This is a genomic window from Streptomyces sp. NPDC005004 (genome assembly GCF_053600675.1).
On record NZ_JBSGAH010000004.1, the window covers coordinates 270,902 to 285,242 of the forward strand.

General features: G+C 70.6%; 8 protein-coding genes. 6 read left to right on the forward strand and 2 right to left on the reverse strand.

Going from position 1 to position 14,341, the window contains the following annotated elements:
• The first annotated feature begins 271 nt into the window (after positions 1 to 271).
• Complete coding sequence (locus ACWEEU_RS07365) at positions 272 to 2,578, forward strand: FdhF/YdeP family oxidoreductase (protein ID WP_385747527.1); 2,307 nt, start codon at positions 272 to 274, stop codon at positions 2,576 to 2,578.
• A 561-nt stretch (positions 2,579 to 3,139) separates the two neighbouring features.
• A complete protein-coding gene (gene fdhD / locus ACWEEU_RS07370; protein ID WP_451729529.1) occupies positions 3,140 to 3,976 on the forward strand; it encodes a formate dehydrogenase accessory sulfurtransferase FdhD in 837 nt (278 codons plus the stop codon).
• A gap of 76 nt (positions 3,977 to 4,052) precedes the next feature.
• On the opposite strand, the gene ACWEEU_RS07375 is transcribed toward fdhD, so the two are convergent.
• A complete protein-coding gene (locus tag ACWEEU_RS07375) occupies positions 4,053 to 4,976 on the reverse strand; it encodes a LysR family transcriptional regulator (protein WP_385747523.1) in 924 nt (307 codons plus the stop codon).
• 261 nt (positions 4,977 to 5,237) lie between these two features.
• On the opposite strand from ACWEEU_RS07375, the gene ACWEEU_RS07380 reads away from it, so the two are divergent.
• The 3 genes from ACWEEU_RS07380 to ACWEEU_RS07390 all read left to right on the forward strand — a co-directional run bounded on the left by ACWEEU_RS07380 (position 5,238) and on the right by ACWEEU_RS07390 (position 10,829).
• Positions 5,238 to 7,055, forward strand: coding sequence for an FUSC family protein (locus ACWEEU_RS07380; RefSeq protein ID WP_451729533.1), 1,818 nt, complete (start codon positions 5,238 to 5,240; stop codon positions 7,053 to 7,055).
• A gap of 284 nt (positions 7,056 to 7,339) precedes the next feature.
• On the forward strand, positions 7,340 to 8,302 hold the full coding sequence (locus tag ACWEEU_RS07385) for a Dyp-type peroxidase (RefSeq protein WP_385747519.1): 963 nt from the start codon (positions 7,340 to 7,342) through the stop codon (positions 8,300 to 8,302).
• Between the two features lie 220 nt (positions 8,303 to 8,522).
• Positions 8,523 to 10,829 carry an FdhF/YdeP family oxidoreductase gene (locus tag ACWEEU_RS07390; RefSeq protein WP_451729537.1) on the forward strand — a complete coding sequence of 769 codons (2,307 nt, stop codon included), beginning with the start codon at positions 8,523 to 8,525 and terminating at the stop codon, positions 10,827 to 10,829.
• Positions 10,830 to 10,907: 78 nt separating this feature from the next.
• Here ACWEEU_RS07390 and ACWEEU_RS07395 read toward each other — a convergent pair whose 3' ends face one another.
• Positions 10,908 to 11,360 (reverse strand): Hsp20/alpha crystallin family protein, encoded by a 453-nt coding sequence (locus ACWEEU_RS07395; RefSeq protein WP_385747515.1) that lies wholly within the window; start codon positions 11,358 to 11,360, stop codon positions 10,908 to 10,910.
• A 307-nt stretch (positions 11,361 to 11,667) separates the two neighbouring features.
• Here ACWEEU_RS07395 and ACWEEU_RS07400 point away from each other — a divergent pair, with 307 nt between their 5' ends.
• On the forward strand, positions 11,668 to 14,307 hold the full coding sequence (locus ACWEEU_RS07400) for an ATP-dependent Clp protease ATP-binding subunit (RefSeq protein WP_451729541.1): 2,640 nt from the start codon (positions 11,668 to 11,670) through the stop codon (positions 14,305 to 14,307).
• The last annotated feature ends 34 nt before the right edge of the window (positions 14,308 to 14,341 follow it).

Genomic DNA, 14,341 nt, shown 5'->3' on the forward strand with positions numbered 1-14,341 from the left:
CGAAATGGCCTCTTTGACTTCCCCCGGTGAAAGGCAGAAAATGGCTTTGCAGCGGGATTCGGATAACGCGAATCGCGGACAGGGCAAGGGGGACGGCGCCCGAGGCTTTCCCTCCGGACCGCACGTCTGCCGCAGCGGCCGCCCGCCCGGACCCGAGGGGACCTCACACCACGCTCCCGGGACCGAGCCGGCCTCCGCACGGCGGCGCGTCATCTCCCCGCCGACCGGAACCCGCCTGTACAGGCGTATGTGAGAAAGAGGCAGAGCACAAATGAGCAGCAGCATCGAGGACCCGATCGACGACCTTTCGGTCACGCCTCCCAAGAAGTGGGCCACCGGTGTTCCCGCCGTGACGCACGCGCTCGAGTACTCCCTGAGCCAGACGTCCCCGCGGCGCACCATGCTGACGCTGCTGAACATCAACCAGATCGACGGCATCGACTGCCCGGGCTGTGCCTGGCCCGAGGACAAGAAGCGCCACTTCAACGAGTACTGCGAGAACGGCGCCAAGCACATCAACGACGAGGCCACCTCGCGCCGCGTCACCCGTGACTTCTTCAAGCAGTACTCGATCGCCGAACTGGACTCGAAGTCCGACTACTGGCTGAACCAGCAGGGCCGTCTCACCGAGCCCATGATCAAGCGCCCGGGCGCCACCCACTACGAGCCGGTGAGCTGGGACGAGGCCCTCTCCCTGCTCGCCCGCGAACTGCGCGCGCTGGCCTCCCCCGACGAGGCGATGTTCTACGTCTCGGGCCGCCTGAACAACGAGGCCGCCTTCCTCCTCCAGCTCTTCTCCCGCGCGTTCGGCACCAACAACCTGCCGGACTGCTCCAACATGTGCCACGAGTCCACCGGTTGGGGACTCGGCCAGTCGCTGGGCATCGGCAAGGGCAGCGTCTCGCTGGACGACATCCACCACTCGGACCTGATCTTCCTGGTCGGCCAGAACCCGGGCACCAACCACCCGCGTATGCTCGCCGCGCTGGAGGAGACCAAGCGCAACGGCGGCTCGGTCGTCGCCGTCAACACGCTGCCCGAGGCCGGTCTGATCCGCTTCAAGCACCCGCAGAAGGCGCGCGGTGTCATCGGCAACGGCACCGCGATCGCCGACCAGTTCGTGCACATCCGCGCCGGCGGCGACATGGCCCTCTTCCAGGGCCTCAACAAGCTCCTCCTCGACGCCGAGGACGCGGCCCCCGGCACCGTGCTCGACCACGCGTGGATCAAGAAGAACTCCATCAACTTCCAGGAGTTCGCCGAGCACGTCCGCAAGATCTCCTGGGACGACATCCTCACCGCGACCGGCCTGACCATGGCCGAGATCGAGGAGATCCACCAGCGCGTCATGAAGAGCAAGAGCGCCATCGTCTGCTGGGCGATGGGCGTGACGCAGCAGAAGCACGGCGTCGCCACGATCCGTGAGATCACCAACTTCCTGATGCTGCGCGGCAACATCGGCAAGCCGGGCGCCGGCGTCTGCCCCGTCCGCGGCCACTCCAACGTGCAGGGCGACCGCACCATGGGCGTCTGGGAGCAGATGTCCGACGAGTTCCTGGACGCGCTCGGCCGCGAGTTCCGCTTCGAGCCGCCGCGCCACCACGGCTACGACGCGGTGCAGGGCATCAAGGCGATGCACGACGGCAAGGCCAAGGTCTTCCTCGGCGTGGCCGGCAACTTCGTCCGGGCGACCCCCGACAGCGAGTACACCGAGCAGGCGATGCGCAACTGTCGCCTGACCGCGCACATCTCGACCAAGCTCAACCGCTCCCACACCGTCTGCGGCGAGTACGCGCTGATCCTGCCCACCCTGGGCCGCAGCGACCGCGACTTCCAGAACGGCGTCGAGCAGTGGATCACCGTCGAGGACTCGATGAGCGACGTCCACCGCTCGCACGGCAAGCTGCCCCCGGCCTCCAAGCACCTGCTCAGCGAGGTCTCGATCATCTCCCGTCTCGCCCGCAAGACCCTCGGTGACCAGCCGAACATCCCGTGGGAGGAGATGGAGGCGAACAACGACAACATCCGTGACCACATCTCCCGCGTCGTCCCCGGCTTCGAGAACTTCAACGAGCGGGTCCGCCAGCCGGGCGGCTTCAACCTGGGCAGCCCGGTCAACCGCGACGTGTTCCCGACCCCGAGCGGCAAGGCCGTCTTCTGGTCCAACGAGTTCTACGCGCCGCACGTCCCCGACGGCCACCTGCTGCTCCAGACCACGCGCTCGCACGACCAGTGGAACACCATCTGGTACGCGCCCAACGACCGCTACCGGGGCATCCACAACGCCCGCCGCGTCGTGATGGTCAACCCCGCCGACCTCAAGGAGCTGGGCTTCGAGGACGGCGACATGGTCGACCTGGTCAGCATCTGGCACGACAAGGAGCGCCGCGCGGAGAACTTCAAGGTCGTCTCCTACCCGGCCAGCCGCGGTTCCGCCGCTGCCTACTACCCGGAGACGAACGTCCTCGTGCCGCTCGACAGCACCGCGGACATCAGCAACTGCCCCACCTCCAAGGGCGTCGTGATCCGCCTCGAACCCGCCCGCGTCCCCGCGGGTGCGACCAGCGCCGCCGGCTGAGCCGACGCGCGCGATCCTTCCCCGCCGACGGTCCGGCGGGGAAGGAGTGCCACGGACGGCCCGGCCCCGCAGCCCCGGCGGGCCGGGACGTCCGTGCACGTCCCCGGACCACGCACGTCCTGCGGGGGAAACCCGCCTGACGACGAGTCACTCCCTTGAGCCCTCACATCTCCCGCCCCCGGCTCCGGCGACCACACCCCCGCCGCCCCGGCTCCGGCCGCCCGGCAGGACGCCCCGCCGGACCCGTACGGCCCCGGCCCCGCCCGCCCCGCTGAGCTGTGCCCCACGCTCCACGCGGGGCACACGCGCACCCCGACCACCCATCCGTCGCGCCACGGCACGCGCCGTCGGCCGTCTCCCCGTACCACGGTGTCACCTACAGTGGATTTCTCAGAGTTCTGCTGTTTGCCGTCACCGCAGGAACCGCCCCCTGACCACCGGGGACGCACGGACCCCGTCGCCCGGTGCGCCCCTCCCCACCGGCGGCCCGCCCCGGCCGCCCAGCGAACCAGCTCACCGGCGCGAGACCCCCGCCGCCGGGCCTAGGAGAGGAACAAGACCATGGGACGAGTGACCGTGCGGCGTCGAGTGCTCCGCATCCGCGACGGCGCGTCCACGCACCGCCCGGACACCCTCGCCGCCGAGGAGCCGATGGAGATCCGCGTCGGCGGACGCCCGCTCACCGTGACCATGCGCACCCCCGGCGACGACTTCGACCTCGCCGCCGGATTCCTGGTCAGCGAGGGTGTCGCTCACAAGGAGACCGACGTCGCGGGCATCCGCTACTGCCTGGGCGCCACCGACGACGGCAGCAACACCTACAACGTGGTGGACGTCGTCCTCGGCCCCGGGGTAGAGGCCCCCGACGCCTCCCTGGAGCGGAACTTCTACACCACGTCCTCCTGCGGACTGTGCGGCAAGGCCAGCCTGGACGCGGTCCGCACCGTCGCCGCCTGGTCCGTCGCCGACGACGAGCTGAGCATGAGCCCGGAGATGCTGGCGACCCTGCCCGAGAAGCTGCGCGCCGCGCAGAAGGTGTTCGACAGCACCGGCGGACTGCACGCGGCCGGGCTCTTCTCCTCCGACGGCGAGCTGCTGTGCCTGCGCGAGGACGTGGGCCGCCACAACGCCGTCGACAAGGTCGTCGGACACGCCCTGCGCTCCGGGATGCTCCCGCTGCGCGGCTGTGTGCTGATGGTCAGCGGCCGTGCCTCGTTCGAGCTGGTGCAGAAGGCCGTCATGGCCGGCATCCCGATGCTCGCCGCCGTCTCCGCGCCGTCCTCGCTCGCCGCCGACCTCGCCGCCGAGAGCGGTCTTACCCTGGTCGGCTTCCTGCGCGGCGACTCGATGAACGTCTACACCGGCGCCGAGCGCCTGGAGCCCCAGCCCGTCGCCTGACGCGTCCCTGCCGCAACCCTGTGGCCGGGCGGAACGCTGCCGTGTACGGCGCCTCCACGGGCGCCGTACAGGCGGATCAGACCGCGGTGCCGGGAAGGCGCTCCAGTTCGGCGGCCACGTCGGTGCTCCGGGCGATCTCCGTCAGCGCCCGCGCCATCACCGACCCCGGCGTCTGGGCCGTCGTCACCAGGCCGACCGGCACCTTCCAGTCCGGCTCCACCAGCGGCACCGCGCGCATTCCGTGCGGCACGCCGAACACATGGAGCCAGGCGTGCGGCACCACGCTGGCCCAGCGGCCCGTGCGCACGTGGGAGAAGAGCGCGGCCACCGAGTCGGTCTCGATGCGCGGCGAGGGGACGGCACCGGCCTTGGCGAAGACGCCGTCCAGGATCTGGCGGCCCTGCATCGACTCGTTCAGCAGGCACAGCGGAAGCCGTGCCGCCTCGGCCCACGTCGCCGTCGCCTGATGGGCCAGACCGTCGGCTGCCGTGAGCAGCAGGACGTAGCGCTCCTCGTAGAGCGGAAAGGCGTGGAAATGGCTCGAGAGTCCATCCGGAAGATAAGTGATTCCGGCATCGATCTCGAAATTCTGGAGCTGGCGGAGAATGTCCTCCGACTGCAGGTCCGCTATCACTTCCACCGTCACCAGCGGATGCGCGGTGCAGAAAGGCCCCGTCAGCAGCGACACGGCGGCGGACGCGGTCGGCACCGAGCCGATCCGCATCCGGCCGCTCAGACCGCTGCGCAGGGCGCCGACCTCGTCGCGCAGGGCGTCGCGGTCGGCGAGGATGCGCTGCGCCCACACGACGATGCGCTCGCCCTCCGGCGTCAGGCCCTCGTACTTGCGTCCACGCCTGACCAGCGGCACGTCAAGTTCGTCCTCCAGCTTGCGGATCGCCTCGGAGAGGGCGGGCTGGGAGACGGAGCAGGCTTGGGCGGCACGGGCGAAATGGCGCTCCCGCGAGAGCGAGACGAGGTACTCGAGTTGACGAAACAGCACGCAATGGGTGTACCGGAATGCTCCGCGAAATGCCAATCGGCGCTCGCGGCGCCGGTCGCGGCGGGCGCCCGTCCGGACCTGGCACCGGCCGTTCCCGGGGCGTGTGACCAGGACCGACGGGCCGTCACTCGGGCGGCGCGAGACGTAGGGGAATTCACACATCGCCGGACCGGGAGCGGTTTCCCGGACTTTCGGAAATTCAGCGGCCGTATCGAACCGGCGCGATCCGCCGGATCACCGATTTGCTAGAGTTATTGAGAGATGCGAAAGAATCGCGGCAACGCTTCTTCTCTGTTCGCCGGACTGGCCCGTGTCCTGTCACCACGGGGCTCGTTCGCCATGGCCAAGGTGAGCGGAGCGCTTCCTTTCGCACTGCGGGCCGCGCTGACCATGGCGCTGCCGACCCTGCCGCTGGTGCTCCTCGGCCACCCGCATCTCGCCATCTTCCCCGCCCTCGGCGCGTTCACGATCACCTTCGAGCGCAGCCTGCCGATGAGCAGGCGGCGCAGACTCTGGATGCTCGCGCTGGTCGGCGCGACCATGACGGTCGCCGTCGGACTCGGCTCGCTCCTCGCCGTCTGGGCCGGTCCCTCGGGCCCCTGGTTCCAGGGCGTGGCCGCCGTCGCCGGGATGGCGGCGGTCGCCGGACTCGCCAAATTCGGCTGCGACTACGCCGGACTGCGCGGGCTCGGCGCCGTCCTGATCCTGCTCTCCTTCGCGGTCACCGCCGAGGGCACGCCCGCACTCGCCGACGTGCTCCCGCACACCGCGCTGGCCGCGCTGGGCGCCGCCGTCGCCTGGCTGGTCTGCCTGCCGAACTCGCTCCAGCCCCAGCGGCTGCAGCGCCTGGCCCTCTCGGACGCGCTGAACGCCTTCGCACGCGCCCTCGACGCCGCCGGGCCCGCCGAGATCGCCACGGCGCGTCACCAGGCCGTCGCGGCGGCCCTGCGCGCCTATCACGCGCTGAACGAGTCCGGCGGGGGCGAGCCCGACCAGTCCGCCAGACCCGTGTACTCCGCCGACTTCGTGTGGTCGCTGCTGACCGACGACACCCGGCACTCCGCCGAGGACGCCGAGGTCGCCCGCCGACTGCGCGAACAGGCCCGCATCCTGGCCGACCGCCGCTGGCACACCCTGCTGCCCCTGCCCGAGGAACTGCTCGACGGCTCGCCCCACGCCCGCAGCGGAGACGCCGTCACACCTGCCGAGGGCGCGGCCGCCACCCTGCCGCCCCTCCCCCCGAGAACGGACGCCCCCCGCCCGGTCGACCGGCGCACCCGGGTCGAGACCAAGCGCGGCGGCCCCGGACGCCGCCGGGCCGCCGCCCTGCTGCCGACCGCCGTACGCACCGCGGTCGGCACCGCCGTGGCGGGCGGACTCGCCCTGTTCCTCGGTGTCGGACACGGCTACTGGGCCGCGATCTCCGCCGCCGCGGTGCTGCACTCCGTCAACGTCTGGAGCACCGTCCAGCGCTCCGTGCAGCGCACCATCGGCACGGCGGTCGGACTGCTCATCACCAGCGCCGTCCTGGTCACACACCCCGGCTCGCCGGCCATCATCTGCCTGATCATCGTCTTCGAGTTCCTGCTGGAGTACGTCGTCGCCCGCAACTACGGCCTCGGCGTCGTCTTCCTGACCCCGCTCGCGCTCCTGCTCAGCGAACTGTCCTCCCCGGTCTCCGCCGAGCGCCTGCTCCACGACCGCGTCATCGGAAGCGTCATCGGCATCAGCGTCGGCCTGGTCTGTGCCCTGCTCCTCGTCCACGGCCGCGCCGCCGAACGCCTCCGCGACGCCCTCGCCGCCACCGTCTACGCCGCCGACCGCGCCCAGCGCACCCTCTCCGGCACACCGGGCCAGCGCCGCTTCGCCCAGGTCCAACTGGCCGCCGCCTCGGTGGAACTGTACGAGGCGAAGGAGGCGGCGCGCGGCGAGCTGCGCCCCTCCCGAGTCGACCCCGCCGTCATCACCGCCGCCCAGCACCGCGCCTACGACCTCCTGGGCCGCCTGAGCCACTCGATGCTGCGCGGCGAGGGCGAGCGCCGCCGGAGCCTCCCGCCCCCGCCCCCTGCGGACCTCTGACCCGGGGCGCCCCGGCGCCCGCTTCGGGCTCACCTGGTGCTCGCGCCCGGCGTGCGACGCGGGTGTGCCGGGGTGCTCGACCTCGGCGTCGCCGTGCACGGAACCCCGGCGGGTCTCGGCGCCCGGCCCGCCTCCACCGGGCCCGTTTCGGTGCTCGGCCTAGTCCACCGCAGCCCGGAACCCCGCCCCGCAGCCGACCCCCGCGGTTCCCCGAACGTGTCCCCAACCCTCCGCCTGCGTCTATGTTCGTGCTGCGTACAAGCGATGAGAAGGCAGGTTTTTCCGTGATCGAGACGCAGCCGATAGTCGTCCCGCCGGCCAGGGCGGCGGTGTTTCTGGTGGCCACCGTGGACCGGGGCGGGGAGGAGCAGGTCAGGGAACTGCTCGGGGACGTGGCCTCCATGCGGCGCTCCACCGCCTACCGCGTGCCCGACGCGGAGCTGAGCTGTGTCGTGGGGATCGGGGCGGAGGTGTGGGGGCGGCTGTTCAGCGGGCCGCGCCCGGCCGAGCTGCATCCGTTCGTGGAGTTGACGGGGGAGCGGCATCACGCGCCGTCGACTCCGGGGGACCTGCTCTTCCATGTGCGCGGGCGTCGGATGGACGTGGTGTTCGAGCTGGCGCGGCAGTTCGGGGAGCGGCTCAAGGGCGCGGCCACGATCGTGGACGAGGTACACGGGTTCAAGTTCTTCGACGACCGTGACCTGCTGGGGTTCGTCGACGGCAGCGCCAACCCGGAGGGGCGGCTCGCCGCCGAGTCGGTGCACATCGGGGACGAGGACCCGGAATTCACCGGCGGCAGCTACGTCATCGTGCAGAAGTACCTGCACGACATGGACGCCTGGCAGGGCACCTCGCTGGAGGAGCAGGAGGCGACCATCGGCCGCTCCAAGCTGGAGAACATCGAGTTCCCGGACGACGTGAAGGCCCCGGACTCGCACGTCATGGTGAACACCATCACCGGCGAGGACGGCCGCGAGCTGAAGATCGTGCGCGAGAACATGCCGTTCGGCCGCATCGGCGACCGCGAGTACGGCACGTACTTCATCGGGTACGCGCGCACCCCCGAGGTCACCGAGCACATGCTGCGGAACATGTTCCTCGGCCGCGAACCCGGCCTGCACGACCGCATCCTGAACTACTCGACAGCCGTCACCGGAACCCTCTTCCACGTGCCCACGGCCGACTTCCTGGCGGACCCGCCGCCCGCGCCGAAGCCGGACGGGAGCGCGACCGTCTCCCCGTCGTAGCGCGAGCGCCCCCGCGCACCGCCGAGTCGGAGGAGCGGTGGTGCGCGGGACCGCACCTGACGAACCCAACAGCCTTTCTTTGCGCAGGCTTTTCCGTCGGGCGCGCCCATCTCGCCTGCGGCGCCCGGCGATCCGGTCACCCCCGCCGGACCGTGACCTAGGCTGGGCGCACTCGCGACCTGCACACGCTGCGAGTTGACCCGGAGCACAGGGAGTTGCCATGACCCAAGACACGTCGGGACGGTCCGCAAGCGGCGAAGAGACGCGCTCTCCGGAGTTCCACCCCTACCACCACCCCGCGGCCGGCTGGGGCGCCGCGAAGAGCGTGTCCCGGTTCGTGATACGCGAGGGCGAGTTCGTGGACGGCCCGCGGGCCATACGCAAGATGAACCACGAGGACAAGGGCTTCGACTGCCCCGGCTGCGCCTGGCCCGACGACCTCAAGGGCCTCAAGCTCGACATCTGCGAGAACGGTATCAAGCACGTCACGTGGGAGATGACCCGCAAGCGCGTGGACCCCGAGTTCTTCGCCGCGCACACCGTCTCCGAGCTCGCCACGTGGAGCGACGCCGCCCTGGAGGACCAGGGCCGCCTGACGCACCCGATGCGCTACGACGCGGACACCGACACCTATGTCCCCGTCTCCTGGCAGGAGGCGTTCGCGCTCGTCGGCAGCACTCTGCGCGGCCTCGACAGCCCGAACCAGGCCGCGTACTACACCTCCGGCCGCCTCGGCAACGAAGCCACCTTCCTCTACCAGTTGATGGCCCGTGAGCTGGGCACCAACAACCTGCCCGACTGCTCCAACATGTGCCACGAGGCCAGCGGCCGCGCCCTCCAGGCCGCCCTCGGCACCGGCAAGGGCACCGCCGACCTCAAGGACTGGGAGGTCACCGACGCCCTGTTCATCCTCGGCGTCAACGCGGCCTCCAACGCGCCCCGGATGCTCACCTCGCTGGCCGAGGCGTACAAGCGCGGTGCGCAGATCGTGCACATCAACCCGCTCGTCGAGGCCGCCGCCCGCCGCACGATCATCCCGCACGACTTCGTGGACATGGCGCTGTTCAAGTCCACCCCCACCAGCACGCTCAACCTCCAGCCGAGAATCGGCGGCGACATGGCGCTGCTGCGCGGCATGGCGAAGGCGATCATCGCCGAGTCGGAGACCGACCCCAAGGCGCTGGACCGGGAGTTCATCGAGCGGCACACCAGCGGCTTCGAGGCGTACCGGGCGCTGGTGGAGGCGACGACCTGGAAGGAGATCGAGGAGCAGAGCGGTCTCACCCAGGCCCAGGTCGAGGAGGCCGCGCGCGTCTACTGCGAGGCGGACCGCTCCATCTTCAGCTGGTGCCTCGGCGTCACCCAGCACGAGCACGGCGTGGACACCGTCCGCGAGATCGTCAACGTCCTGCTGCTGCGCGGCAACCTCGGCCGCGAGGGGGCGGGCCCCTCCCCGGTGCGCGGACACAGCAACGTCCAGGGCAACCGCACCTGCGGCATCGACCACCGGCCGTCCGAGGAGTTCCTGGACCGCCTCGCCGGGGCCTGCGGGATCGACCCGCCCCGCGAGCACGGTCTGGACACGGTGGGCACCATCGAGGCGATGCACACCGGCGACGTGAAGGTCTTCGTCGGCATGGGCGGCAACTTCGCGCTCGCCGCGCCGGACACCGCGTACACCTTCGACGCACTGCGCAAGTGCGAGCTGACCGTGCAGGTCAGCACCAAGCTCAACCGCAGCCACCTGGTCCACGGCAGGCAGGCGCTCATCCTGCCCTGCCTCGGCCGCACCGAGAAGGACAGCCAGGCGGCGGGCGAGCAGTCGACCTCGGTCGAGGACGCGATGAGCATGGTCCACCTCTCGCGCGGCATGAAGCGCCCCGCCTCCCCGCATCTGCTCTCCGAGCCCGCGATCATCGCCGGGATGGCCCGGGCCGCGCTCCCCGACAGCGCCACCCCCTGGGAGTCGTACGTCGAGGACTACGACCGCATCCGCGACACCATGGCGAAGGCGCTGGAGGGCTTCGAGGACTTCAACCGCCGGGTCCGTCTGCCGCTGGGCTTCCGGATCAAGCAGCCCGCCCGCGAGCTGGTCTTCCGCACCCCCTCCGAGCGCGCGGAGTTCTCGGCGGCCGAGCTGCCCGACGTGCTGCCCAAGCCCGGGATGCTCAAGCTGGGCACCATGCGGTCCCACGACCAGTGGAACACCACCATCTACTCCGACGACGACCGCTACCGGGGCGTCAAGAACCTGCGCACGCTCATCTTCATGAACGAGGACGACATGAGCGAGCGCGGCCTGAAGCTCTTCGACGAGGTCGACATCACCAGCGTCGCCAAGGACGGCAGCACCCGCAGCCTGTACCGCTACAAGGCGGTGCCGTACGACATCCCGCAGGGCTGTGCGGCCGGGTACATGCCGGAGATGAACGTGCTGTGCGCCATCGGCGACTACAGCACGCAGAGCGACCAGCCGCTGATGAAGAACGTCAACGTGCGGGTGGTCCCGGCCGCTCCGGCGAAGTAGACCCCGGGCGCGCGTGGCCGGTCCCCACGGCGGGACCGGCCGCGCCGTGCCGTAGGCGTGCCGTGCGCCGCCGCGTCGTCAGCCGCCGAGTTCGATGGTGCGCCGGGTCTGCGCGCCCGTCTTGGGCAGCAGCACCGTCAGCACGCCGTCGGAGAGATCGGCCTGCACGCCGTCCACGTTCACGTCGCCGGGCACGCGGACGCCGTAGGAGAAGGTGCCCGACCTGCGGCGCAGTGCGTTGGTGCCCTCGGTGTCGTCGAGTCTGCCGTGGATGTGCAGTTCCCGGCCGTCCACCTCGACGCTGACCTGGTCGCGCGGGATGCCGGGGAGTTCGGCGCGCACCAGATAGGCGTCGCCCGCGTCCTCCTCCTCGACGAGCGGCATCCAGTGCCGCGCCGGGCTCTCCGGCTGCGCGGACTGCTCCACCAGGCGGCTGACCTCGCCCCAGAGCTGCTGGAGTTCCACCACGGGATCGTGACCGGCCCACCAGGCCGACCTCGCGGTCCCGGCGTCGCCCGCTCGTTCGTCCATGCCTGTCTCCGATTCGTCTCCTCGGCCTTTCGGATTTCCGAGTCTAGGCCCGATGCTCTCCGCCCGCGCAGGCAACGGAGAGTGACGGAATTCGGGTGTGCGTGATACAGCGATAAAAGATGCGCGCGGTGCTCCGACAAGGCGCCATTAAGAGAGGAGAAAGCCGCCGGACGACCTTGTGAAGAGGTCTGGACAAGCGGTGTGGAAAACCCCCTGGAGCCCTTGCGGGAGCTCGCCCGCTCGGGTTGCGGCGCACTGGACATCGCGGTTCAGTGAAAACCTGATCCGTCGCGCACCAGGAGCTGCCATGTCGATGTCGTTCGGCTCACCGTTCGGTTCGTCCGACCCATTCAGCGATCTGCTGAATCGGTTCTTCGGCATGTCGCCGGCGTCCTCGCCCCCAGCAGTCCAGCGCGTGCCCATCGGCCGGCTCCTGACCGAGTCCTCGCAGGAACTGCTCAACCTTGCGGCGCAGCGCGCGGAGGAGGACGGCACCTCCGACCTCGACACCCAGCACCTGCTGTGGGCGGCCACCAAGGTGGAGCCCTCGCGCAGGCTGCTCGCCCAGGCCGGGGTCGACCCCGACAAGCTCGCGCAGACCATCGCCGAGGTCCTTCCCAGCGAGTCCAGCACCCCCTCCGCCGAGCCGGGCCTCACTCCCGCCGCCAAGCGCACCCTCGCCGACGCCTTCGCCCAGTCCCAGGCGGCCGGCGTCTCCTACATCGGGCCCGAGCACATCCTCGCCGCGCTCCTCGACGACGCCGACTCCGGCGCCGGGCGCCTGCTGTCCGCCGAGGGCGTCGACGGCAGGAAGCTCGCCTCCCGCACCGAGCAGGCCGCCCGGCAGGACCAGGGCCGCGCCGGGGGCGGACCCGCCAGCACGCTGGACGAGTTCGGGCGCGACCTCACCGAGGAGGCCAAGCAGGGCAAGCTCGACCCGGTCGTCGGACGTGCCGACGAGATCGAGCAGACGGTCGAGATCCTCTCCCGCCGCTCCAAGAACAACCCGGTCCTCATCGGCGAGCCCGGCGTCGGCAAGACCGCCATCGTGGAGGGCCTGGCGCAGCGCATCGTCATCGGGGACGTGCCCGAGACGCTGAAGGACAAGCGGGTCGTCGCCCTCGACATGTCGGGCCTGGTGGCCGGCGCGCAGTACCGCGGCCAGTTCGAGGAGCGACTGAAGAAGGTCATCGAGGACGTCCAGGCGTCCGAGGGCGAGATCATCCTCTTCATCGACGAGCTGCACACCGTCGTCGGCGCGGGCGCCACCGGCGAGGGCTCGATGGACGCGGGCAACATCCTCAAGCCCGCCCTCGCGCGCGGCGAGCTGCACGTGGTGGGCGCGACGACCATCGACGAGTACCGCAGGTACGTCGAGAAGGACGCCGCCCTGGAGCGCCGCTTCCAGCCGGTGATGGTGCCCGAGCCGAGCGTCGCCGAGACGGTGCTGATCCTCGAAGGGCTGCGCGACGCCTACGAGGCGCACCACCAGGTCCGCTTCGAGGACGCCGCGCTGGAGGCGTGCGCCGCGCTGTCCGACCGGTACATCACCGACCGCTTCCTCCCCGACAAGGCCATCGACCTGATGGACCAGGCGGGCGCGCGCGTCCGCCTGCGCAGCGCGGCCCGCTCCACCGAGGTCGTCCGTCGTGAGGACCAGATCGCCAAGCTGCGGCGCGAGCTGGACGAGGCCGTCTCGGGCCAGGACTACGAGCGGGCGAACCAGATCAAGGGCAAGATCGCCGAGGTCGAGGCCGAACTCGCCGGGATCGAGGAGCGTCGCGAGGGCGTCGTCACCGTCACCCCGAACGACATCGCGGACATCGTCTCCCGCCGCACCGGCATCCCCGTCTCCCAGCTCACCGCCAGCGAGAAGGAGCGGCTGCTCAAGCTGGAGGAGGAGATGCACGCGCGGATCGTCGGCCAGAACGAGGCCGTCACCGCCGTCTCCCAGGCGGTCCGCCGCAACCGGGCGGGCATGGGCGACCCCAACCGCCCCGTGGGCTCCTTCCTGTTCCTCGGCCCGACCGGTGTCGGCAAGACCGAGCTGGCCAAGGCCCTCGCCGAGCTGCTGTTCGGCGACGAGGACCGCATGATCCGCTTCGACATGAGCGAGTTCCAGGAGAAGCACACCGTCGCCCGCCTGGTCGGCGCGCCTCCCGGATACGTCGGCTACGAGGAGGCGGGTCAGCTCACCGAGAAGGTCCGCCGCCAGCCGTACAGCGTGGTGCTCTTCGACGAGATCGAGAAGGCCCACCCGGACGTCTTCAGCACGCTGCTGCAGATCCTGGACGACGGCCGCCTGACCGACGGCCAGGGCCGCACCGTCGACTTCCGGCACACGGTCATCATCATGACGTCGAACATCGGCGCCCACCTGATCCTCGCGCACCAGGGCGACGTGTCCGAGATCAAGGACGACCTGCTGGAGGAGCTGCGTGGCAGGTTCCTGCCGGAGTTCCTCAACCGCATCGACGACATCATCATCTTCCACAGCCTCTCCGAGGCGGATCTGTCGCAGATCGTCGACCACCTGCTGGAGCAGAGCCGGCGCCGCGTGCACGCCCAGGGCCTGAACCTGGAGGTCACCGAGGCGGCCAAGAAGCTGCTGATCGCCCATGGCCACCAGCCGGAGTTCGGTGCTCGCCCGCTGCGCCGCACGATCCAGTCGGAGCTGGACAACCGCATCGCCGAGCTGCTGCTCAGCGGCGAGGCCGATCCGGGCGACACGATCGTCGCCGACGTCCGGGACGACTCGATCCACTTCTCGGTGCGCAAGGGCGACGAGCACGAGGGCGACAAGGACAAGAACGCCGAGAAGAAGGCGGAGGCGAAGGGCGGGAAGGCGAAGAAGGACGCCGAGCCGGCCGCCAGGAAGACCGCTTCCTCCGGCGGGCGCAAGAAGGACCACAAGGACGCCGACCGCGAGGAGTCGAAGAAGGGCTGACCGCCCCGGGGCCCGCCCCTCGCGCGGCGGGCCC

Coding starts and splice junctions, on each gene's coding strand:
- ACWEEU_RS07365 (WP_385747527.1), top strand. CDS start 272: ATGAGCAGCAGCATCGAGGACCCGATCGACGACCTTTCGGTCACGCCT.
- fdhD (WP_451729529.1), top strand. CDS start 3,140: ATGGGACGAGTGACCGTGCGGCGTCGAGTGCTCCGCATCCGCGACGGC.
- ACWEEU_RS07380 (WP_451729533.1), top strand. CDS start 5,238: ATGCGAAAGAATCGCGGCAACGCTTCTTCTCTGTTCGCCGGACTGGCC.
- ACWEEU_RS07390 (WP_451729537.1), top strand. CDS start 8,523: ATGACCCAAGACACGTCGGGACGGTCCGCAAGCGGCGAAGAGACGCGC.
- ACWEEU_RS07395 (WP_385747515.1), bottom strand. CDS start 11,360: ATGGACGAACGAGCGGGCGACGCCGGGACCGCGAGGTCGGCCTGGTGG.
- ACWEEU_RS07400 (WP_451729541.1), top strand. CDS start 11,668: ATGTCGATGTCGTTCGGCTCACCGTTCGGTTCGTCCGACCCATTCAGC.